This is a genomic window from Kitasatospora sp. NPDC034023 (assembly GCF_055575795.1).
The window spans coordinates 1-20,945 of record NZ_JBVIRY010000071.1; the positions used below are offsets into that span (position 1 = coordinate 1).

Annotated in this window: 19 protein-coding genes; 10 read left to right on the forward strand and 9 right to left on the reverse strand. The window is 70.6% G+C overall.

Annotation, left to right across the window (positions count from 1 at the left end):
- Positions 1 to 114: 114 nt before the first annotated feature.
- The 8 genes from ACZ52R_RS42035 (at position 115) to ACZ52R_RS42070 (ending at position 7,558) form a co-directional block, all read left to right on the forward strand.
- The gene (locus ACZ52R_RS42035) at positions 115 to 489 is read left to right on the forward strand and encodes a hypothetical protein (RefSeq protein ID WP_465755416.1); all 375 of its coding nucleotides are present in this window, start codon (positions 115 to 117) and stop codon (positions 487 to 489) included.
- Between the two features lie 10 nt (positions 490 to 499).
- Positions 500 to 721, forward strand: coding sequence for a hypothetical protein (locus tag ACZ52R_RS42040; protein WP_465755417.1), 222 nt, complete (start codon positions 500 to 502; stop codon positions 719 to 721).
- A 13-nt stretch (positions 722 to 734) separates the two neighbouring features.
- Positions 735 to 2,804 carry a phage portal protein gene (locus tag ACZ52R_RS42045; RefSeq protein ID WP_465755418.1) on the forward strand — a complete coding sequence of 690 codons (2,070 nt, stop codon included), beginning with the start codon at positions 735 to 737 and terminating at the stop codon, positions 2,802 to 2,804.
- Positions 2,805 to 2,866: 62 nt separating this feature from the next.
- A complete protein-coding gene (locus ACZ52R_RS42050) occupies positions 2,867 to 3,112 on the forward strand; it encodes a hypothetical protein (protein WP_465755419.1) in 246 nt (81 codons plus the stop codon).
- Between the two features lie 164 nt (positions 3,113 to 3,276).
- The gene (locus ACZ52R_RS42055) at positions 3,277 to 4,260 is read left to right on the forward strand and encodes a hypothetical protein (protein WP_465755420.1); all 984 of its coding nucleotides are present in this window, start codon (positions 3,277 to 3,279) and stop codon (positions 4,258 to 4,260) included.
- 88 nt (positions 4,261 to 4,348) lie between these two features.
- Positions 4,349 to 5,389, forward strand: coding sequence for a hypothetical protein (locus tag ACZ52R_RS42060; RefSeq protein ID WP_465755421.1), 1,041 nt, complete (start codon positions 4,349 to 4,351; stop codon positions 5,387 to 5,389).
- Positions 5,390 to 5,454: 65 nt separating this feature from the next.
- Positions 5,455 to 6,615 (forward strand): HK97 family phage prohead protease, encoded by a 1,161-nt coding sequence (locus ACZ52R_RS42065; RefSeq protein WP_465755422.1) that lies wholly within the window; start codon positions 5,455 to 5,457, stop codon positions 6,613 to 6,615.
- Between the two features lie 115 nt (positions 6,616 to 6,730).
- Complete coding sequence (locus ACZ52R_RS42070) at positions 6,731 to 7,558, forward strand: peptidoglycan recognition protein family protein (protein WP_465755423.1); 828 nt, start codon at positions 6,731 to 6,733, stop codon at positions 7,556 to 7,558.
- A gap of 61 nt (positions 7,559 to 7,619) precedes the next feature.
- On the opposite strand, the gene ACZ52R_RS42075 is transcribed toward ACZ52R_RS42070, so the two are convergent.
- The gene (locus tag ACZ52R_RS42075; protein ID WP_465755424.1) at positions 7,620 to 8,297 is read right to left on the reverse strand and encodes a hypothetical protein; all 678 of its coding nucleotides are present in this window, start codon (positions 8,295 to 8,297) and stop codon (positions 7,620 to 7,622) included.
- Positions 8,298 to 8,644: 347 nt separating this feature from the next.
- On the opposite strand from ACZ52R_RS42075, the gene ACZ52R_RS42080 reads away from it, so the two are divergent.
- Positions 8,645 to 9,961 carry a phage major capsid protein gene (locus ACZ52R_RS42080; RefSeq protein WP_465755425.1) on the forward strand — a complete coding sequence of 439 codons (1,317 nt, stop codon included), beginning with the start codon at positions 8,645 to 8,647 and terminating at the stop codon, positions 9,959 to 9,961.
- Complete coding sequence (locus ACZ52R_RS42085; RefSeq protein WP_465755426.1) at positions 9,961 to 10,416, forward strand: hypothetical protein; 456 nt, start codon at positions 9,961 to 9,963, stop codon at positions 10,414 to 10,416. The genes ACZ52R_RS42080 and ACZ52R_RS42085 overlap by 1 nt, the downstream gene beginning before the upstream one ends.
- Before the next feature lie 295 nt (positions 10,417 to 10,711).
- Here the strand turns inward: ACZ52R_RS42085 and ACZ52R_RS42090 are convergent, their stop codons facing one another.
- The 8 genes from ACZ52R_RS42090 to ACZ52R_RS42125 form a co-directional block, all read right to left on the reverse strand.
- Positions 10,712 to 12,715: an ABC transporter ATP-binding protein gene (locus ACZ52R_RS42090; protein WP_465755427.1), complete on the reverse strand. Its 2,004-nt coding sequence runs from the start codon at positions 12,713 to 12,715 to the stop codon at positions 10,712 to 10,714.
- 172 nt (positions 12,716 to 12,887) lie between these two features.
- Positions 12,888 to 13,370 (reverse strand): NUDIX domain-containing protein, encoded by a 483-nt coding sequence (locus tag ACZ52R_RS42095; protein ID WP_465755428.1) that lies wholly within the window; start codon positions 13,368 to 13,370, stop codon positions 12,888 to 12,890.
- A 516-nt stretch (positions 13,371 to 13,886) separates the two neighbouring features.
- The gene (locus ACZ52R_RS42100; RefSeq protein WP_465755429.1) at positions 13,887 to 14,120 is read right to left on the reverse strand and encodes a hypothetical protein; all 234 of its coding nucleotides are present in this window, start codon (positions 14,118 to 14,120) and stop codon (positions 13,887 to 13,889) included.
- On the reverse strand, positions 14,117 to 14,638 hold the full coding sequence (locus tag ACZ52R_RS42105) for a helix-turn-helix transcriptional regulator (RefSeq protein WP_465755430.1): 522 nt from the start codon (positions 14,636 to 14,638) through the stop codon (positions 14,117 to 14,119). The genes ACZ52R_RS42100 and ACZ52R_RS42105 overlap by 4 nt, the downstream gene beginning before the upstream one ends.
- A 29-nt stretch (positions 14,639 to 14,667) precedes the next feature.
- Positions 14,668 to 16,191, reverse strand: a complete 1,524-nt coding sequence (locus ACZ52R_RS42110; protein WP_465755431.1) for a Mur ligase domain-containing protein — start codon at positions 16,189 to 16,191, stop codon at positions 14,668 to 14,670.
- Between the two features lie 88 nt (positions 16,192 to 16,279).
- Complete coding sequence (locus tag ACZ52R_RS42115) at positions 16,280 to 17,641, reverse strand: glutamine synthetase family protein (RefSeq protein ID WP_465755432.1); 1,362 nt, start codon at positions 17,639 to 17,641, stop codon at positions 16,280 to 16,282.
- A 44-nt stretch (positions 17,642 to 17,685) separates the two neighbouring features.
- Entirely contained in the window at positions 17,686 to 19,182 is a 1,497-nt protein-coding gene (locus ACZ52R_RS42120) for an amino acid permease (RefSeq protein ID WP_465755433.1), read from the reverse strand.
- Positions 19,183 to 19,255: 73 nt separating this feature from the next.
- Complete coding sequence (locus ACZ52R_RS42125) at positions 19,256 to 20,236, reverse strand: hypothetical protein (protein WP_465755434.1); 981 nt, start codon at positions 20,234 to 20,236, stop codon at positions 19,256 to 19,258.
- Positions 20,237 to 20,945: the final 709 nt, after the last annotated feature.

The following is a 20,945-nucleotide window of genomic DNA, read 5'->3' on the forward strand; positions in this document are numbered from 1 at the left end:
ACCAACATCGCCGCCGCAGCCGACCACTACCGGTCACGCCCCGACCACGCCACCGCACTCCTCAAGATCACCTGCTGAGAACGCATCAGCCCTGGCTCGGAAAGGAGCTTCAAAATGACCACGGCCGCTGAGAAGCTCTCGCATGAATGGGTTATCGCCGCCTACGTCCCCGTGGACGCACAGGGCGCTGCATATGCACGCCGACGCGGCGTCTACCGCGTTCCGGCCACCACCAAGGTCTCCTCCGCCGAGGTGATGTGCATCCACTGCCGCAAGCCCTACGACGAGGCCCTGCACACCGAGTGCCCCGGCTCCGATCCCACTCTGCACGGCGGCCCCGTCGGCACCCGCAAGCGCCGCACCCCCGAGGCGCACCCCGCCGGCACCGCTACCGCTACCGCGCCCGCCGTCCGCCTCGCCAGCACCTCGGGTGCACGGCGCACCCCCGCCGCCAGCCACACCGGGACGCTAAGCAGCGGGGCTGCCTAGCCTGCGTGCCGTGACGACACCCAGCAGGCCCAACCCGCGCACCAAGAACGACGTCGCGCACCCGGCAGCACGCCGGGTGCGCGACATCGCCGCCGTAGTCCTGTTCGCCCTCGGCGCTGCGGGCCTCAACGCGGCCGCCTACACCACGGACCCGCGGCTCGGCATGGCCTGCACCAGCCTGTCCGCGCTCACCGTCGCCACCATCCTCGGGCGCGACAACGAGCAGCAGTAGGAGGAGCCCGCCCATGTCCCGCCGATGGTTCCCCACCCTGCGCCGCACCCCGCCGCCGGACACCAAGAGCGAGCCGAACTACACCCTCAACTGGGCGCCCGCCGGCATCGACCGGGCCCGGCCGTGGTCCGTTGAGCGAGCCGTCCAGGACGGCATGGAACGCGCCGTGTGGATCTACAAGGCCGTGGACACCATTGCCAACCACGCTGCCGATCGACTCCTGCGTGTGCGCCCACGCGGCGACAGCTCCGATGAGCCCCTGCCGCCGCTCGCCGACCACCCGCTCTACCAGGCCATGAACGTCAAGGCCAACCCCCTCGAGGTCGCCTGGATCCTCAAGAAGCGGGCGAGCATGCAGCTCCTGCTCAGCAAGCGCGGCGTCTTCCTCGAGCCGACGTTCAGCCGGGGCGGCGACCTCCTGCGCATCGACCTCCTGCCCCCGGGGCGCACCAGGCCAGTCCCCGGCAAGGGCGCGGACCTCGTCTCCCACTTCGAGACCGTCACGCCGACGGGCGAACTGCGCACGCTCGACGTGGACCGGGTGCGATGGATCCGCAACCCGCACCCTCTCGACCCCTACTCCGGCATCACCCCGCTGGAGGCCGCAGGCCTGTCCGCCGACCTTGACTTCTTCACCCGGCACTACAACCTCAGCTTCGTCCACAACGACGCCCGGCCCGGCGGTGTCATCGGCATCGACGGCGACATGGACGACAGCGAACTTCGGCTGCTGCGCGCCAAGTTCGGTGGCGGACCGTCCGCTGCCGGCGCCTGGACCGTGCTGACCGGCGGCAACATCACCGTCACCGACACCTCCACCACCCCACGGGACATGGCCTACGAGACGGTGTCCCTCAACTCCAAAGTCGAGCTCCTGGCCGCGTTCGGCGTCCCCGAATCCCAGCTCGGCAACGCCAGCGGCCGCACCTACGACAACGCCCAGGCCGAGAAGCTGCAGTTCTGGGAAGTCACCATGCCGCCACACCTATCGCTGCTCGCCGCTGGCTTCCAGGAGGACGCCGGCGACGGCAACGAGGTCTACTTCGACACCTCCGACATCGACGTGCTGCGCAACGCCCGCTCCAAGCGTCTGACCGAGGCCCGAGAGGAGGTCGCCGCCGGTGTCCGGTCCGTCCGCTCCTACGCCGAACTCGCCGGCTACTCCGATGAGGTGGACGACACCCCGGCGACCCGCGCCCTGTGGCTCACCTCCGGCCGAACCCCGGTCCCCGCCCGCGCCGCCGACGCCCAGGCCTTCACCCCGGCCGCCTCGCCGCCCACCAGCCAGCCACCGCGCACGGCCAAGGCCCTCGACACCACCACCGACCTGCCGCTGGACGAGACCGCCGCCGAGACCCTCCACGCCCGCCTGGACGACGCGCTCCAGACCCTCGCCGTCCGCTGGACCGAACGCACCGTCGCCCGGCTCAGCGCCCCCCGACACCGCAAGGGCACCCGGCACTGGGACGACCGCGGTACCGAGGACACCCGGACCGGTAGCAAGGACCTACCCGTCGAGCAGGTCATCGACGTAGCGACGTGGCAGCAGGAAGCGACCCAGGCCCTCCAACCCCTCATCGAGCACGCCGCCGACGCCGCAGCGAACGAACTGAACGCCGCCCTCGGCTCAACCGGCACCAGCACGGTCACCGTCTGGCCCGCACTCGCCCCGCTGCTCACCGACTGGCTGGCCAAACAGGCCAACGTCCTCGCCGAGGAAGTACGAGAAGCGGACCGCGCAGGGAAGAACCTCACCGGCATCACCGACACCACCCGAGACTGGGGGCGCTCACTTGCGGCCTGGGCCACCGGCACGGCCAACCGCTTGGCCACCGCCACCATCGAGATCGCCCGCGACCAGGCCGCCGCCGCGACCGCCCGCGCCGGCCTCGTACGCCGCTGGGTCGCCCACGACGACGGCCGGACCCGACCCGAGCACGAAGCCGCCGACGGCCAGACCCAACCGCTCGGACAGCCCTTCGCCGTAGGACAGGACCTCCTGCGCCACCCCGGCGACCCCCAAGCACCCCCGGGGCAGGCCCTGAACTGCCGATGCCGCCTGGCCTGGCGGATCCAGCACTGACCCCCCGTCAAGCCCGCCAAAGGCCGCCCCAGGGCCCGTGCGCGCACGTGTGAGGATGGAGCATGAGCACCGGAACCCCACCCAGCGATCGGCAGCAGCTCAACGAAGACTGGCTACGCAGCCGACGCTGGGACATCCGCTACGCCAACGGCAACCCCGTGACCACGCTCGACGGCCTCGCTGAAGTGCTCGGCATCGATCGGAGCGAGGCAGCCCGCCGCGTCCTGACCCAACCATTCGGGAAGGCCGCCCCCCAAGAGCTACTGGACGAGGCCCACCAAGAGCCCGCAGTCGACCAAGACACCTGATCCCACGCCCTCGCCCAACTGCGTAGGCCGGAACGCGGATCGGCGGTCCTGCGACGCAGCGACGCTATCGGCGACTTCTTGGCACTGTGCACCCTCCGCCCCAGCGCTGCCGAGGGAGTGCCGTGCCGAATCCTGCCGTTCCTGCCGTCCATCTGCGCCTCCGCGTGAAGCAGCAGCCCTTTCGCGAGGATCTGCACCCTCGGGATGGCCAGGGGCGCTTCGCGCACACACCAGGCGCCAGCACCGACCCGCTGCTCGAGCGCATCCGGGCCGCCGCAGCCCGGCCCGCCCGCGGTCCACGCTCGCAGCCGCGGTTCGACGAGGAGGAACACGGCCTGGTGTTCCGGGACGGCGACAGCGAACGCGTAGCGCAGGCATACAAGGCCAACGTCGTCGCCGGTCTGACTCGGGACCTGAAGGACGTGCCGGACGATGCCCTCCTCACGGAGAACGACCGCATCCGCCTGGCCAACGTCCAGAACGGCTACGCCCGCGCGCACCACGACCCGGCGACCGGACAGCTACGCACCACTGGTCCCGGCAGCCCGCCCCCACACCCCTCGTGGACACCGGTCAGCCCCGAGAAGGCCCGAGAACTCCTGCGATCGGAAGCCGTGAACCGCATGGTCGCAACCTGGGCAATGACCTCCAACGACGAGGACCCCGCCGCCCTCGCGCTACAAGCAACCGCCCGCGACCACTTCGGCCTGCAGCCGGCCGCCGACTGGCCGAGCGTCGACCACCTCGCGCAGGCCACCGCCGACCACCAGGCCGCCCACCGGCTCGCGATCGAAGCGTTCCTCACCGCCATGTGGGACCGCACCCAGACCCACCTCGCCGAAGCCAACCTCGGTTCCCTCACGGTGTTCCGAGGCATGAGCACCCCCAACGGCCAACCGCCCACCGGGTGGGCAGCCGACAGCAGCACCCTCAGCGAGCCAGCCCTGCGCCCCCTCTCGGCGTTCTCCCTCGACCCCGACGTGGCCCACCAGTTCGCCACCGACGAGGGCCCCGGCATCGTCATGAGCGCCATCGTGCCCGCCGGGCGCATCATCGCGACCCCGGCCACCGGGATCGGCTGCCTGGACGAAGCCGGGGTCGTCGTCCTGGCCGGCCCGGGCACCTGGCACTGGCAGCAGGTCGACTGACGCCGGCTCGGCATGCTCTCGGCGCGACGCTGCGCCCCTTCCGGTGCCAGCCTGCCGCGACCCACACCACCAGGCAGAAAGCAGCACGGTGTACGCCGAGCCCACCACCGTCACCCTGCGCCTGCGGGCCAAGACTCGCCCGTGGGACGAACACCGCCATAGCCGAGACAACCGCGGGCGCTTCGCCGAGCACGCCGGTACTGCCCCCGTCGCTCTCCCGCACACCCGAACTTCCGGCCAGCACGTCACCGACGCGCAGCTGCTCGGCAGCGGCGAACGCCCCGCCGGGAAGGTCAAGGCCGCCATGTGCGGCTCGCTTGCCCAGCGCATGAGCGCCATCACGGACGAGCAACTGCTGTCCGACCGGCAGCGCGAGCGCCTCACCCGAGTACGGGCCGGGCAACTTGCCGCCTACCAGCACGATTACGGCGCCAACGGGTACGCCGAGTACGTTGATCAGGCCGACCTGGACAGCGGAGCCCGCCGAGAGCCGTGGGGCTACACACGGATGACCGGGGACGAGTACCGCGACTTCGCCCGCGCCGAGGCCGTCTCCCACCTGGTGGCTGGCTGGGCCTCCACCGCCAACGATCACGACCCCAACGCCCTCGCGCTACAGGAGACAGCCCGCCGCCGCTTCAACCTCGCGGACACGCTGCCCTGGGACCACGGCCACGAGGAACTGGAAGCCGAGACACAACAGGTTCTCGCCGAAGACGGCCAGGTGCTGAACGCCTTCCTCACCGCCATGTGGGAGACCACTCAGGAGCACTTCGCCACCCTGGGAATCGACCACGTCACTGTGCACCGCGGCTTCACCGACGACTACGACGACACCCACACCCGGGAGGTGAACGGCTCCGGGACCATCACCAACCTCCCACTGCGCCCACTGTCGTCCTTCTCGACCGAGGAACACATCGCCGAGGAGTTCGCCACACAAGGCGGCGACGTGTCCGGACACGTCATGAGCGGCGACGTACCGGTGACCCGCATCCTCGCCGTCCCAGGAACCGGCATCGGCTGCCTGGACGAGAACGAAGTCGTCGTCCTCGCCGGGCCCGGCGACTGGCACGTCTACGAGGTGCACCCCGAGGAGCACGACGACTACTTCGGCTACGAGGACTAGGCGAGACCCTAGGCCCCATCCGCGCCTACGGTGGCCGGCACCAAGCCTCGGACGGGAGCGACACGGTGGGAGCACGCACAGCCAGCAGCACGCTGGACCACAAGCAGGCGACCCTCGGCCTCCTGGAGACCGACGACGAACAGGGCGCCTTCACCACCCTCGTGAGTGTCACCGGTCTCCTGGACCACGACGGCGACGTCATCGAGCCGGGCGCCTACACCCGCACCCTGGCCGAGCTCACCCCGAAGGGCGTGTGGTCGCACGACTGGAACGTCTGGACCGCGCGCACCGAGCACATCGAAGAGCTGATGCCCGGGGACCCCCGGCTCCCGGCCACGCTGCCGGACGGACAGCCCTGGCCCGCCGGGGCCGGGGCACTCCTGGTCAAGGGCCGCTGCAACCTCTCCACCCAGGCCGGCCAGGACATGTACGCCAACCTGCAGTTCTTCAGCGACCAGGTGCAGTGGTCGATCGGCTACAAGGTCCGCACCTCCAAGCGCAGCAAGGGCGCCCGACACATCACCGACCTGGACCTGTACGAGTACAGCCCAGTCCTGTTCGGCGCGAACCCCTACACCTCCACCCTCGACCTCAAGAACCACCCGGACGCCAAGGCCCGCGGACTGCTACGGGAGGCCGAAGTCGAACTCGCCCCGCTCGCCGGGACGCTGGAAGAGCGCATCGACACGATCACCGCCTCCGTGCAACAGCGCCTTCTGCCAACCAGCGACGACGAGTTCGGTGGCGGCACGCTCCAGATCATCGGCACGTACCCGGACCGGGTGATCGCCTCGCTGTGGAAGTACACCGAGGACGGCTACGGCACCACCACCTGGGAAGTGCCGTACACCCTGGACGGCGACGGCCAGCCGACCGCAGGCCCACCGCGTCCGGTGCGCCTGATCCTGGACGTCGAAGGCGACGGCGCGGACGCCGCAGTCGCGCCGCTGGTACCGGATCTGGAACGGGTCGCATCCCACCTCAAGACCCTCACCACTGTGGAGAGCAAGGAAGGCCGGGCCCTGTCCGGCGAGAACGCCAGCCGACTCGCGGCCGCCGTCCAGCACCTCGTCGCCGTGCTCGCCTCAGCCGGCATCGACTGGCAGCAGCCTGACACGCCGGCCAAGCAGAGCAAGTCGGCCTCAACGACCCTCCTGCCCGGCGAGATCGGCGCCGCTCTGGCGCTGTTCGCCGAAGTACGTGAGGGTGCCAACCCCGCCACGTGACGACGCGACGCTAGCTGCGGCGCGGACCTAGCTTCCCGGCACACCATCCACCCCCTTTCCGGGAGGACACCGTGCCGATCAGCTACCCGAACGACTGCCTGCGGGGGGCGGGCCGATGAAGCTCGTCTCCCGCGCCGAGTGGGGCGCAGCGGCGCCCACCGGCTCCTACACCCGCATCACCTCCACGCGAGGCGTGAAGATCCACTACGAAGGATCGGCCGTCCCGGGCGCGCTCGCCGCCGATCACGGCCGCTGCGCCGGCCACGTCCGCGCGATCCAGGCCTCGCACATGGCGAACGCGTCCGAGGGCTGGATCGACATCGCGTACTCGTTCGTCGTGTGCCCGCACGGGTCCGTGTTCGAAGGGCGGGGCCTGGGTCGGAAGAACGGCGCCAACGGCAACTCGGCGCTGAACACCGGCCACTACGCGGTCTGCGCGATGGTCGGAACCTCCGGCATCACCTCGCCGACGGACGCGATGCTGGACGGCCTGGTCGACGCCATCGAGTACTGCCAGGCGTCCGGCGGTGCCGGAGGTGAGGTGCGCGGCCATCGCGACGGCTACGCCACGGACTGCCCGGGCGACGACCTGTACGGCTGGATCCAGCGCGGCGCACCCCGGCCGGTCGGATCGGGCACGGGACCGGCGCCCGCGCCGCCGTCCGGGCCGGTGTCGGGCGCCCCGCCCTTCCCCGGCCGCATCCTGCGGCTCACCGAGCCGCTGATGCACGGTGGTGACGTGCGCACCGTGCAGGCCCGACTGATCGAACGGACCTGGAGCGTCGGCCCTGACGGCGCAGACGGCTGGTATGGGGAGCACACCCGAACCACGGTCACCGCGTTCCAGCGAGACTCCGCGGCCAACGGCTGGCCGCTCGCCGACGACGGTGAGGTCGGACCGCTCACCTGGGCGGCCTTGTGGGACCGGCCCGTCACCCGCTGAACGCCGCAGCGCCCAACCCAGACAGGGTGGGGCGCTGCGGCGTTCAGCGGGCTGCCTGGTACTACCGGGCACTACGCGCTCGGCTTGCGAGAACCCCTCGTGCCCTGTTGATCGGCGGGTCCCAACTCCGTCCCGTCGTCGCGCTGGAGACTGTCGCGGGGGAGACCCCAAGACGTTCCGCGAGGTCAACGCTCGGGAAGTTGCCCCGCGCCAGTTCCCGCGACCGGTAGGCCTCCCGGGTCAGGCTCCCCAGCGTGCTGCTCGCCCACGTGGCCAGCACCCGGAACCCCTCACGCACCCAGAACTGCTTCTCGATCCTGCGGACCGCCTCCGGCAGACCCGAGTCCGACACGTCCGACCAAAGAGTGGGTGTGATCAGGTGACGGGCGGCGTACTCCTCGGCGGCCTGCACATCCGGGTGACCCTGCACCTGCGGTGAGAGGGCGGTGTGAGCCAGAGCAGTGACCCAGCCCTCCTCCACCCGGGCGAGGCATCCCCAGACGCCGCGCACCTGCGCCCGCGGCCACAGCCACCAGGCCGCGAGCTGGTGCAGCCACGCGTCGGCTCGCGCTTCCCCGGCGCACGGCCCGTACAGCGCCGTTCCTTCCCCGGGCATGCTTGCGCGCAGCATCCAACCCTCGTCCGAGGAAAGGACCTGGAACTGGGCCCCTGCGACGGACAGACTGCTGCCCGGCCGATCGGCCGGCGCTGTTGCTGGCGGGTCGAGGTCGTCGGACACCTGCGGCAAGTCCGGGCGGGGAAAGGGGTACACGGCGGCACTCCGATCGAAAGCGGCCGAGTCACGCCCGGCAGGTCCGGCGCTCTGCCCGACCGCTCCACAATCACCAGCCCAAGGCCGCCGTGGGAACACCCAATGGTCCCGTGAGGAGAGGGAGTTGAAGCGCGGGCGTGAGGTGTCAGCTCACGCTGGCAACCTGCCCAAGTCTCGGCGCGACACTAAGGGCTGACCGCTCCTACGGTGTGCCGATCGCCGTGGCGCTCCGGTGCTGACCGGGCGCACGACGTGACACCCCTTCGTCCCGCGCTGGCGGGGCGGCCCGGCTCAACACCAAGGAGCGTCACCTCGTGACCGCCGACAAGACCCGGCTCAAGGAGCTCAACACCGCGCTGCGCGCCAAGGCGGCGGAGCTGGACACCATTAGCAACGCCTTCACGATCGAGGACGGCGGCGTCACTGTCTCCCCCGACAAGGCCGCGGCCTTCCGCAAGACGCTCAGCGAGGCTCAGGAGATCAAGCAGCTGATCACCGACCTCGAGGGCGCCGCCGGCATTCAGACCTTCCTCAACGAGCCCACCACCCAGCCCTACGCTCCGCAGGACGCCGCCCTCGCTGCGCGCCTCGGCGCCGGCCAGGCCAAGACCCTCGGTCAGCGGTTCGTCGGCTCGGACGAGTTCAAGGCCCTGAGCGCCGGCGGCTTCCGGGGAAGCTTCGACGAGATGGTGACCGTGGACGGCCACGCCCTCGACCAGCTCGCCAGCAAGGACATCTTCAGCCGGTCCGCCGGCACTGCCGCTGTCCTCGGCCTGGGTACCGCCGAGCGGCTGGACATCGTCCCGCGCGCCCTGCGACCGGGCCGCATCCGCGACCTCTTCCCCTCCCAGACCACCACCGCGAACCTGCTGTACGGCGTCCGGGTCACCGGCTTCACCAACGCGGCCGGGATCGTGCCCGAGCGGGCCATGGAGGTGCCGCCCGGCGGCGGAGCAGCGGTCGAGGTCTACGCCAGGGCCGGGCAGTCGAACCTCACCTTCAAGACCGTCACCTACCCGGTCGCCGAGATCGCGCACACCATGCCGGTCCACAAGAACACGCTCGCCGACGAACCGCGGCTGCGCGACCTCATCGACACCGAGATGGTCGACGGCGTGAAGATGACCGAGGACAACGAGATCCTGTACGGCGTCGGCGGAGACGAGAAGATCCTCGGAATCGTCAACACCCAGGGCGTCCAGACCTACGCCCAGGTGGACCCGGACAAGCAGTCTGCCGCGATCCGCCGCGCCGCCACCCGCGCGTTCCTCGCCTACTTCCCGCCCACCGGGATCGTCCTGCACCCGTTCGACTTCGAGGACTTGGAGCTGGAGACCGACAACCAGGGTGCCTACCGGGTGGCGGTCAACGTCGCGATCGGCGCGCAGAAGGTCGTCTGGCGGCTCGCCGTCGTCGACTCGATGGCGATCAACGAGGGCAAGTTCCTCCTCGGCTCCTTCGGGCTCGGCGCCCGCCTGTACGACCGCGAGCAGGTCTCCGTCCAGGTCTCCACCGAGAACCGAGACAACTTCGAGCGGGGTGTGGTGACCATGCGCGGCTCCGAGCGCGTCGGCCTCGAGGTGCCCCGCCCCGAGAGCTTCGTCTACGGCGCCTTTAAGGCGACCCCCTGATGGCCGCCCGCAAGCCGTCGACGGGCCCGGCCAGCACGCCCGAACCGCAGACCGGGCCGACCGCTGGGGCTGTCAGCAACCCGCCGCCAGTCAGCCCGCCCGGCATCGAACTGTCGGCCGCAGCCCCGCTCGAACCGCCAGCGGCCGTCAGCGCGCAGCCACCAGCGCCCAGCCCCGAACTGCCCCCCACCCCCGGGATCACGACGCACCAGCCACTCGACAGCGATGACGTCGAACTGGTGGATGAGGACGGCGACGAGCTACCGCAGGACCTGGCCGAGCTGTTCGACCTGACCCACCCAGAGTGGACCGTCGTCTATCCGCGGGTACGGATCTACCAGCGCCGCACCTACACCGGCAGCCGGCGTACCGTGACCCACCTGCTGTACACCCCGGCCCAGTCGATCCCCCGCAGCGAGCTCGACCAGTTCCGGCAGGCCCTCGGCTGGGACTGATCACCACCCCTACGGTCACGAGCCCGTCCCTGAACTCCGGGACGGGCCTCGTCCGTGAACGCCTCACCCAGTGGGGGAGGACAATGGCACGCAATCCGCAAACCTGTGACGTACTGGCTGTGTTCGTGAGAGCGAGCAGCGCTTCGACAGCGCTTCGAGAGGCAATCGAGCGCCCGCGAGCGAGTCATGCTCAGGCGAACAGCACCCGGCGTATATGCAGGTGTGCCCGGGGAGGGGGTACGGCCCCGCACCGGGCGCCGGAAAGGCGTGACCTGGGGCTTGACGAGTACCCGGTTCAGAACCTGGCTACTGGATCGGTCTCCGACGCAGCCTGCTGAGGCACATGCGAGATGGCGTACTGGCGCGCCTGGAGGAGGTATGCCTCGCGGTACTGGGTGATGGGTTCCTGGGCCATCAGCTCGTCGTGGGTGCCCTGCTCGACCAGGCGGCCGTGGTGGAGGACGTAGATGCGGTCTGCCTTGGCAGTGGCCGCTAGCCGGTGGGTGATCAGGACGACGGTGACGCCGAGTTCGGTGAGGTTGCGGATCTGCTCGAACGCGGCGACCTCAGCCTTGGCGTCCATCGCGGAGGTCGGCTCGTCGACGATCACGAGGTGCGGGAGCCGCCCGTCCGGTGCCGGGGTGGTGAGCCGCAGGTGGGTGCGGGCCAGAGCGATGCGCTGCCACTGGCCCCCGGACAGTCCGACTCCGCCCTCGTAGCCCTTCGCGACCAGGGTGTCCCAGCCGCGCGGCAGCTCCTCGACCACGGGCTGCAGGTCCGCGTAATCTGCGGCGGCGTCGAGCTGGTCCTGGCTGCACGGGACTTCGGGCCGGCCTAACAGGAGATTCGCCCGGAGGGTGAAGGCCCAGCGCTGGAAGTTCTGAGCGAGCAGGGCAACGGAGGAGAACAGCTGGTCGCGATCGGCTTCGGCGACGTTCACGTCCCCCCACACAATGCGTCCCTGATGGGGCTGGTAGACCCCTGACAGGAGGTGGGCGAGCGTGGACTTGCCCGAGCCGTTCTCGCCGACCAGGGCGATCACCTCGCCCCGGCCGATGGTCAAGCTGATCTTGTCCAGTGCGGGGGTGTCGCGGCCGTCGTAGGTGAAGGTGACGTCCTCTACGCGGATGGTCTCCGGGCGTTCGGGCAGAGGGAGGCCCCCGATGGGGATGGCCCGGCGCGCGCCCTCGCGGTGGAGGTCGTCGAGGTCCCGCACGAAAAGGGCCTCTTCGTAGAGCCCGTTGATCTGTGAGACGAGGCCGCCGATGCTGGCCGAGCCGGTGCGGATCGCGACCACGGCGGTGCCGGCCACGGCCAGGGCCATGGAGCCGTCCACCACGAGCCAGCCGAGCAGGGCGAACGCGCCGACGGTCGCCAGGCCGGCCAGAGCAGCGCTGACCAGGTCGGTGCGGGCCTTCGCATCGGCCAGGCGTGCCTGCTCCTTCTCGGCCGCCCGAGCCATCTGCTCGTAGTGGCCCAGGATGAACGGCCCGGAGGCGTGCACACGCAGCTCGGCCGCCGACCACGGCCGCACCAGCATGTCCGCCAGGGCGGTGCTGGCCCGCGAATGCTGCAACCACGACTTCGTGGAGGCGTAGCGGCGCCGCGCGGTGCGCACGGCGCCCCAGCCGCGCGGAGCGGAGATCAACAGGAGCATCGGCAAGAGTGCGGGGTGCAGTACGGACAGCACGCCGCCAGCGGACACCAGACCGAGCGACGCGGTGAGCACGGAGGTGGCCTGGCCGACCAGGTGCTGGATGGACACCGCGCCCCAGCGGGCGCTGTCCACAAAGGACAGGAACTCCGGGTCCTCGATTGCCTCCAGTTCCGTGCGACTGACGATCCGCAGGAAGTCACCAGTGGCGACCCGGAACACGGCCGGCTCGAGCTTGCCCGCCGCGCGGCCTGACGCGGCGGACAGCACCGCTGAAAGGCCTGCGACGGCACCGACGACGATGATCGCGGGCAGCGCCGCGCGGAGCACGTCCTCTACCGGACCCGGGGTGAGGAGTTGGGCGAGGGCCCGGCTGGTGGCCAGCAGGGCGACGGCGGCGGCGAGGCCTCGCAGCACCTCGGCGCCGACCAGCATGGCCATCGAGGTGCGATCGGCCTGCCAGGCCATCCGCCCGGCCAGCCGCATCAGGGAAGGCAGCTGCCGGGCCACGGCCAGGAAAGTAACGTCCGCGCCAGCCATCTCGTGGCGGGCCCAGCCGTAGTCGTAGCGCATCGGGCCACCGAACAGCAGCTGCTCGCTGTCGGACCCTTCGGGACGGCCGGGGCTCGGGGGTGTGGGTGTCATCGCAGATGCCTCCGTCAGGTGGTCAGGAGCAGGCAGAGCAGATCGTCGAGCGGGTACTCGGTGACACCTGCCCAGTCGAAGGAGCCCCGCAGCAGGTCCGCTTCGGCGGCGTGCAGGCCGATGGTGCGGCGAATGTCTGGTCGGGCGGTCTCCGGTCGCGGCTGGCCTCCGGTCAGGCTCCGACCAAAGCACGGGGATCGACGTCAGCGTCCCAGCCGTGGGTGGAGAAGCCTCGACCGCCGTCCAGGTACGAGGCGAGGGCCTGGTGGGAGGTGGGGAACATCGGACGGGGCAGCGCGGCGGCGTCCGACCACACCACCGCGAGGTGCTTGTCCGGCTCGGTGTTGGTCAACGTGCCCGTCCAACTGGTCGTGGCGAAGACCGAGAGCAGGAAAGCGCCCTGGCCGTCCCAGCCCTGCCGGACCTGGATCGTGTGGACCAGTCGCAGGTCCTCGGCCGGGACGGCCAGCCCGGTTTCCTCGAACAGCTCCCGCGCGGCGGCCTCGTCGAGCCGCTCGCTCTCCTCGACCTTCCCGCCCGGGATCGTCCATGCCGGGCTTTCGCTCCAACTGGCCGCTGCGTAGTGGATGGTGGCGATCCGGCCGTTCTTCTCGTCGTGGACAATCACGGACACGGCCTGGCGCAGGCTCTGCACGGTGCTGCTCCAAAAGGGTGAGAAGGGAGGGGTAGTACGGGCCGCGCGGCCTTTACACGGGGTGCTCACACGGGAACCCGCGTACAGACAGGTGCCGTCCGGCTGGGACGGCGCGCTACGGCGACACGGGACCTCCATGCATGTGCTGTGGACGGGAGACCAGCTCGGGAAGCGCCCGAGCGACGATCCTGGCAGGGGCCCGTTCGGCGACGACGCTGAACTCTCGTCACGGTCACCCGATGGTGCCAACATCACTTCGGTACCGGTGTGTTGCTCGACAGGGCGCCCTCGGCCTCACCCTGACGGACGTCCGATGGGGGCGGCGCCGGATATCAAGGCGGCGGTGAGGGCCAGCTCGCGACTGCTCGCCTGCGGGTCGGCCGTAGCCGGCACAGGGCAGCCGATCGACTGGGTGCTTGCAGGGGTGGCGCATTCACATCATCTCTCTGCTGCTCGAAGGGGTGCGGCCCTGGCCCGGACGGCCGCCGTGGGGTGGTGCTGGTGGTGCAGGGGGGTTCAGCCGGCCGATGGCCGGTCGCCGCGATCCGAGGGATCGGTGCGGTGATTGACGAGGCGGTCGATAGCGGCGAGGGCGCCGAGGGCGGCGACGGCGAAGATCCCCAAATACAGCGGCTGGTGGATTTCGGCGCGGTGCTGCACGAGGTAGAGGACCGCGCCGCCGACCTGCACGCCGATGATGAAGCAGGCGGCGCCCAGGACGGATCGCCTGACTCGGTGCCGGGCGCTCATGCTGCCGCGCCACTTGGTCGGGCGGATCGGTCCAGGGGTTCGGGCGGCCACGTGGGGTCGATGTCGCTCAGGAGCGTGAGGCCGGCGAGGACGCCAGCGACGCTCGCCTGGACCTGGCTGTGGACGCCCAGTTGCGAGAGCAGTGTCTTGACATAGGTGCGCATAGTGGCGGGTGAGATGCCGAGATCGGCGCTCAGCTCGGGGGTGCTCCGTCCGTTGGCCCAGCCGCGCAGGATCTGCGACAGACGGCGCGTGAGCTGCGGGGGGACAGCCAGCGCGGTGCAGGGCTGAACGGTCTCGGTGACGATCCGGCGGGCGGTGGCCCAGGCAGCGAGCTGTAGCACGGTGCGGGTGCCCGTCTTGGCGAGCAGGGCCTTGATAGCGTCACCGACCTCGTGCGGTCGCAGGTGGAGCGTGGAGTCGCGGCAGATTGTGTCGTAGCTGGTTTCGGCGGCGACGAGGACCAGGAGCGCGGCGTCCTGGGCGGTGAGGTCGGGCATGGCCGGTAGTGCAGTCATGTCGGTTTCTCCTGCGGCGGACGGACGGTTCACAGGTGGTGGGGGATGGGCGCGGTGGGGGCAGCGAGGTGGAACAGCAGGCGAGGTCCGAGCCGGGCAGCCTCTCCCGCGCCGATGACAAGTACGAGGTCGCCGGGCTCGGCGACGGAGACGATCAACCGCTCGATGCTGGGTTCGCAGGGCCCGGACCTGATCCGGTGCACGGCGTCGGTGCCGAGGGCTTCGCGGGCGGCCTTCTCGACGATGTCGAGGGGGCCGTCGGCGTGCACGGTGGTGAGCGGGGTGCTGACCGGCAGCAGCACCGCTTGGTCGGCGTCGCCGAGGGCGGTACCAAGTTCGGCGGCGTGGGCGCTGGCTCGGGCGAAGCCGTCCGGCTCCAGCACCGCCACGACACTTCCCTCGGTGAGCATCCGCGCGGCGGTGACGTCCTGGGCGATCTCCCGCGGGTGCCGGGCCCGGGACTCCACGACCGTGGTCTGGGACTGCGTGCCGAGGGTCGACAGCGAGCGCTCGACGCCCTCGAACCGGGCAACGCGTTCGGCGATGGCCTCGGCGCTCTCCCCCGCGACGAGGGCAGTGGCGATGGCCGCGCAGGCGGCCAAGGCGTGGTGGCGGCCGGCGATCGGTAGGACGAACGGGTACTGGGCGCCCTCGTACCGCAGGGTCAGGTGGTAGCAGTCGCCCATCCAGCGGGGCACCATCACCCACACGTCGTCGCTCTCGTCGAGGCCGACGGTCACCACACGCGGGCCGGGCCGGTCGCTCAGCCGCTCGCGCACGATCTTCGTTCCGCGTTCCCAGGACGGCAGGACGACGACGTCGGCCGACCGGGCGAGGCCGGTGGCCGCGTCCAGGCCCTCGATGTTGTCCACGTAGTGGGGGCTGTTCGCGTCGGTGGCCGTGATCAGCACCACGGCCGGCTTCGGGGTACGGGCAGGGAGCTGGCCCACAGGCCGGTGCTTCCAGGCACCGGGCGGTGCCGCCTCGTGGGTCGCGGTGTCCGGGCACAGGTCCACCACCAGCCGGACCTCGCCGCCATGCCCGGCGGCACGGCCCCGGGCCGGGGCGTTGAGGATCCAGCCCGTCTTGCCGTCGTCGAGCGCCCCTGCCAGCACGGCCGCCGCGGTCGCGGTGCTGTGGCTGCCGCCCACCGCCACCGTCGTACGCCCGGCCTGCGCGCACACCTCGGCCAGCGCGTGCCCGCGGGCCAGAATCGGCACCCGCAGCTCCTGCGCCTGGTCGAGTTCGGGGTGAGGGCCGATCACGACCCCGGACCACACCACGCACGAGCGGTCCTCACGAACGTGGCCGGCGGCGAACCCGACGGCGACCTTCACTCCAGCCACTCTCAGCTGCTCGACCACCGCGCTCTCCTGGTCAGCAGGGTCGATGCTGCCGGTGACGTCGGCACCGCGGCCAGCCAGCCACAGGGCCAGGCCCTCCATGCCGGGACTGGCGATGTCCACCAGGTGCGGGGCGGCCAGCCGCTCGGGCACGGTGAGGGCGAGCGCCTCGACCGGGTCGGGCACTCGGGTGCGAGCAGGGGCGGCCATGCGGATCCTCCAGCGTGATCGGAGTAACGGACGAGGGGTTGAACCGGGCCGGTCGCGGGCGGGGGACACCGCGACCGGCCCGGGGCTTTCACGCCTGGGCGAACCCGCGCTCCAGCTCGGCGTCGGTGACGCGAGCGGCATGGTGCTTCACATCCAGGCGGGCGACGGCGGCCAAGTGCGCGACGACCTGCTCGCCCAGCAACTCGGCCGCCAGCGTGCTGCTCTCGAAGGCGGCGACGGCCTCGGCGAGCGAGCGCGGCACGGGCGGCGCGTCAACCATCTGGTAGGCGTCGCCGTCGGTAGCGGGCGGCGGCTTGAGACCGGCCTCGATGCCGTGGCTGATCCCGGCGAGGACAGTCGCCACCGCGAGGTAAGGGTTGGCGTCCGCTCCCGGCAGCCGGACCTCCAACCGCAGGCTCCGGTAGTGACCGACCACCCTCACCGCGCAGGACCGGTTGTCCCGGCCCCAGGTCATGCGGGCCGGCGCGAACGAGTGATCGCCATACCGCTTGTAGGAGTTGACGTACGGCGCCCACAGCGGCGCCGTCACCGGCAGCACCTCCAGCAGGCCGGCGACCGCCTGCTCGCCCAGCTCTGACAGGGCGGTCCCGTTGTCCAGGCCGGAGCCCAGGGCTGGTCCGCGGTCGGTGTGCAGCGAGACGTGCAGGTGCATGCCGCTGCCCATGCCGGTGGCCGGGGCTGCCATGAACGTTGGCGCCAGGCCGTGCTCGTCCGCCACCACGCGCACCGCGTGCTTGAACAGCACGTGCTGCTCGCACATCGCCCTCGGCTCCCCGAACGGGAAGGTCACCTCGACCTGCCCCGGGGCGCCTTCCAACTTGACCGCCTCGACCGGAAGCCCGGCCCCGGCGAGGACCTGCCGCAGGCGGCGGCTGAAGCGGTCCACCTCGCCGGGTTGGTCGAGTGCGTAGTCGCGGTTGTCCCACGTCACCGGCCGAAGGCCCCGCCACCCGGCCGCTGCAGCGTCCCGGGCGGTTCCCTTGTAGAGGACGAACTCCGTCTCGATACCGACCGCCGCGACCAGGCCGAGGCCGGCGAGGCGGTCGCGCCGCTCGTTCAGCAGGGTGGCCGGGGCGAGGGAGTGCGGCCAGCCGGCCTCGATCGGATCGGCGAACGCCACGGCGGTGCCTGGCAGCCACGGCAGTACCCGGGCCTGGCCGGGGTTGGGCAGCAGCGCGACGTCACCGAAGCCGCTCTCCCAGGAGAAGACGCCGGCCTGCGGGGCAGCCATCCCCAGGTCGGTGCCGATCACATACCCGCACATCTCCGGAGAGATCCGACCCGACCTGAGCCGCTCCACCAGCACCGCCGCATCGAACGCCTTGCCCTTGAGCCGGCCCTGCATATCGACCGCCGCCAGGAGGACCGTGTCGAGTCCGAAGGCGTCCACCAACCGGTGCAGCGACCCGGCCGGGCCCGGTTCAGCCACCGCTGCCCTGGCCGCCCGGGACCGTGAGGCACGCACCGCCGCCCTCATACGACCTGCTCCTCAAGGATCGCCATCTGGGGGTCGTCAACGACCGGAACGCTGTACTTCCGGCCCGCCATCCGCCACCACAGCGCGGACAGCAGCAGGACCACCACAAGCGTGATCGGCGCGTAGTTGAACGTCTGGGCGGTGATCGGGTTGGTCTGCGGCAGGCACACCAGCACGGTCACCACGGCCACCCACGTCACCGCGAGGATCCCGACGGGGCGGCTCCACCGGCCCAGGTTCCACGGCCCCGGGCGGAAGTGCTTGCCCTTGCGCAGCCGCAGGAAGACGGGGATCGCGTACGCCGGGGTCATGCCGATCACGTTCACCGCGGTCACCGCGCCGTAGGCGGCCGTAGACCAAAGCGAGGGCAGCGCCAGCACGAACGCCACTACGACGGCCAGCCACACCGCCCGCGCGGGTGTCCCGTTGCGTGACACCCGGCGCCACGTCGCAGAACCGGGCAGCGCGTTGTCACGCGAGAACGCGAAGATCATCCTTGATGCTGCCGCGGTCTCGGCGGAGCCGCAGAACAGCTGGGCGCCGATCACGATCAGCAGAAGCAGCTTCGCGCCGTTGTCCCCGAGCGCGTCGAGGAAGATCTGGGCTGGCGGCACGGCCGCGCTCAGGGTGCGGTCGTAGTCCTGCACCGCGAATAGCAGACCGGCCAGCAGGACGAACCCGGCCAGCAGCGACACCCAGATCGACCGGACGATTCCGCAAGGAGCGGCCACCTGCGCGTTGGTCGTCTCCTCCGACAGGTGCGCCGAAGCGTCGTAGCCGCTGTAGGTGTACTGGGAAAGCAGCAGGCCGATCGCCGACACGTAGACCGGGTTCGTCCAACCGGTGCCGTTCGCGAAGTGCCCGAACACGAAGGACGCGGACTGGTGGTGGGAGGGGACGACCCACAGGGCGCCGACGATCACCAGGACGCCGAGCAGGTGCCACCACACCGAGAGGCTGTTGAGGATGCTGACCACGTGCACACCGCGCAGGTTGAGCAGCGCGTGCAGGATCAGGATCGCCGCGAAGATCGCGAGTATCAGCCCGGGAGTCGGCTCAGCGCCCCACTGCAGGCCGGCGAACGCCGCGATGAAGTTGGCGGCGCCGTAGTCGATTCCGGCGATCCCGCCAACGAGACCGAGCAAGTTCAACCAGCCGGTCGCCCAGCCCCACCGCGGGCCGCCGAGGCGGTGCGCCATGAAGTAGAGCGCGCCCGAGGTCGGGTAGGCCGACGTCACCTCGGCCAGGGCCATCCCGACCAGCAGCACCGCGAGGCCGACCCCGACCCAGCCCCACATCATCACGGCCGGGCCGCCGGTCAGGAGCCCGAACCCGAACAGGGTCATGCACCCGGACAGCACCGAGATGACCGAGAAGGAGACCGCGAAGTTGCCGAATCCGCCCATCCGGCGGGTCAGTTCGGGCTCGTAGCCGAGTGATCGAAGGTGGTCGTCCTCTCCCCGGACGGGAGCGATGCGATGAGAGATGGGCATGTGGGTGAACCTCCGAAGGCGTGAACGACAGTGGAGCGCGGCAAGGGCGCGGCCAGAGCCACGAACGGGTGGCTCAGCGGCGGGCGGCGACCTGGGCCATGACCTGCTGGAGGAGGCCCGGGGCCTGCTCCCGGTGGTCGGCCAGGCTCAACCAGGGCTGGGAGGAGGCGAACGGGGAGAGCGAGGCGAACACGGCAGCGGCCTGTTCGAGGTGGTGGCTCGCCCACAGGGCATGAGCTAGGTAACTCTCGTCGACAACCGGCCACTTGCCGCGCTCACCGGGCGCCGCCAGCCACTGCTCGTACGCCCGCACCACGTCCTGGCGCACCTCGCCACCCGACCACTGCCGACGGATGGCGTCCTTGCGCGACGCCATCCGGTAGCGCTCCACGTGCAGGTGCAAGGGGAGGGCATACAGGGGGGAGCCTGCCGGTGCGGAGCCCAAGTAGGTCCGTAGAAAGGTTGTCGCGGTGCCGGACCTGTCCAACGACGTCCAGAACCGGAACATCCGATGATGGGCCTCCCGGTTCCACGGATCGGCCCGGCGCGCCTGGTCCAGCAGGCCCCACGGCCCGGGGTGCAGCATCGGATCGGGGGCCGGCGCCCGGTGCTCGGAGCGAGCCTGGCCCCGATCCAGCTGCGCGAGGGCCAGCAGGCAAATCCAGGGCACCGGATCGCCGGCGACCGTGGTTGCGGCACGCCAGCACGCCTCCCGGGCCGACTGCTCCAGCAGCGCCAACTCCCGCGGATCGGTCTGCTGCTGGACCATGAGTACCAGCTCCACCGTGGCCCTGGCCTGAAGCGTGATCAGTCCCGGTCCGTTCGGGTCTTCGTGCGCCCAGTGCCGGAGAACATCCGAGCGGGCCGCCACCGCCCCGAGCACCTGGGTACGGGAGGTCCACAACGGCCAGTCGCCCCAGCTCGCCGCGAGCAGGCTGCGGGTCGCCATCCACCGTCCGGCCCGCAGCTCCTCGACCGCGTTGCGGAGGTGCCCGTCGTGGCCAGCCGGGTGGTACACAAGCCGAGAAGCCTCACTGGCATGCATCGCTGCCATCTACCTGTGCCTCCTGGGGACGTCGTCGACGAACCTTCCTGACCCCCCAGCCGGAATGACTTGATTCACCGAAGCTGGCGCCCAACAGGCATAGCGCGAAGAGGTTTTAGGGATCAGCCGAGCCAGGGATCTCGATGTGACGAGGTGATCGGCCACCTACTGTTGCGGGCCGCACAGGATCACCGCTATGTCGGGGGTGCGTCACTTCCCGGCTCTCCCTGTCATCCAGGAATCACCGCTGTGTCATCTCGCCGATTTCTGCACGCTGTTGAGCCGATGAGGGGTATGTCTATTGCAGGGGCTATCCCGCACAAGCGGAGCCTGCGCCAGCCGCTACCAGGAGACGAGAGGGCCATTCCGTGACGGCTCCCAAAACCCTGCTGTGGACCTTGGTCGACCAACGGCGGTGGGTCTTCGCCGACTTCGAGCGGGAGTTCAAGAAGGTCGCCGGCCTCATGGTGGACGAACTCGAAGATCCGAGGTACCGCAGCCTGACCGTCTCAGAGCCGACCTACAGGCGATGGCTCGCCGGCAAGGTAGAGCGGCCCACTGGGCAATCCGCACAGGTGCTGCACCGGATGTTCGACAGGCCCGCAGCTGAACTCCTCGCACCGCTTAGGGCGTCCGCCAGTAGGTCATCGGATGCGGGGGCTTCGAGGCCGGGTATCCCAGCGGTAGAGGGTCCAAGCCCGTCTGATTAGGCAGCGGA

Excerpts from the sequence above, each read along its gene's own strand:
- ACZ52R_RS42120 (WP_465755433.1), bottom strand. The coding sequence starts at position 19,182 with ATGCCCATCTCTCATCGCATCGCTCCCGTCCGGGGAGAGGACGACCAC.
- ACZ52R_RS42045 (WP_465755418.1), top strand. The coding sequence starts at position 735 with ATGTCCCGCCGATGGTTCCCCACCCTGCGCCGCACCCCGCCGCCGGAC.
- ACZ52R_RS42035 (WP_465755416.1), top strand. The coding sequence starts at position 115 with ATGACCACGGCCGCTGAGAAGCTCTCGCATGAATGGGTTATCGCCGCC.
- ACZ52R_RS42050 (WP_465755419.1), top strand. The coding sequence starts at position 2,867 with ATGAGCACCGGAACCCCACCCAGCGATCGGCAGCAGCTCAACGAAGAC.
- ACZ52R_RS42085 (WP_465755426.1), top strand. The coding sequence starts at position 9,961 with ATGGCCGCCCGCAAGCCGTCGACGGGCCCGGCCAGCACGCCCGAACCG.
- ACZ52R_RS42110 (WP_465755431.1), bottom strand. The coding sequence starts at position 16,191 with ATGGCCGCCCCTGCTCGCACCCGAGTGCCCGACCCGGTCGAGGCGCTC.
- ACZ52R_RS42070 (WP_465755423.1), top strand. The coding sequence starts at position 6,731 with ATGAAGCTCGTCTCCCGCGCCGAGTGGGGCGCAGCGGCGCCCACCGGC.
- ACZ52R_RS42105 (WP_465755430.1), bottom strand. The coding sequence starts at position 14,638 with ATGACTGCACTACCGGCCATGCCCGACCTCACCGCCCAGGACGCCGCG.
- ACZ52R_RS42125 (WP_465755434.1), bottom strand. The coding sequence starts at position 20,236 with ATGGCAGCGATGCATGCCAGTGAGGCTTCTCGGCTTGTGTACCACCCG.
- ACZ52R_RS42090 (WP_465755427.1), bottom strand. The coding sequence starts at position 12,715 with ATGACACCCACACCCCCGAGCCCCGGCCGTCCCGAAGGGTCCGACAGC.
- ACZ52R_RS42100 (WP_465755429.1), bottom strand. The coding sequence starts at position 14,120 with ATGAGCGCCCGGCACCGAGTCAGGCGATCCGTCCTGGGCGCCGCCTGC.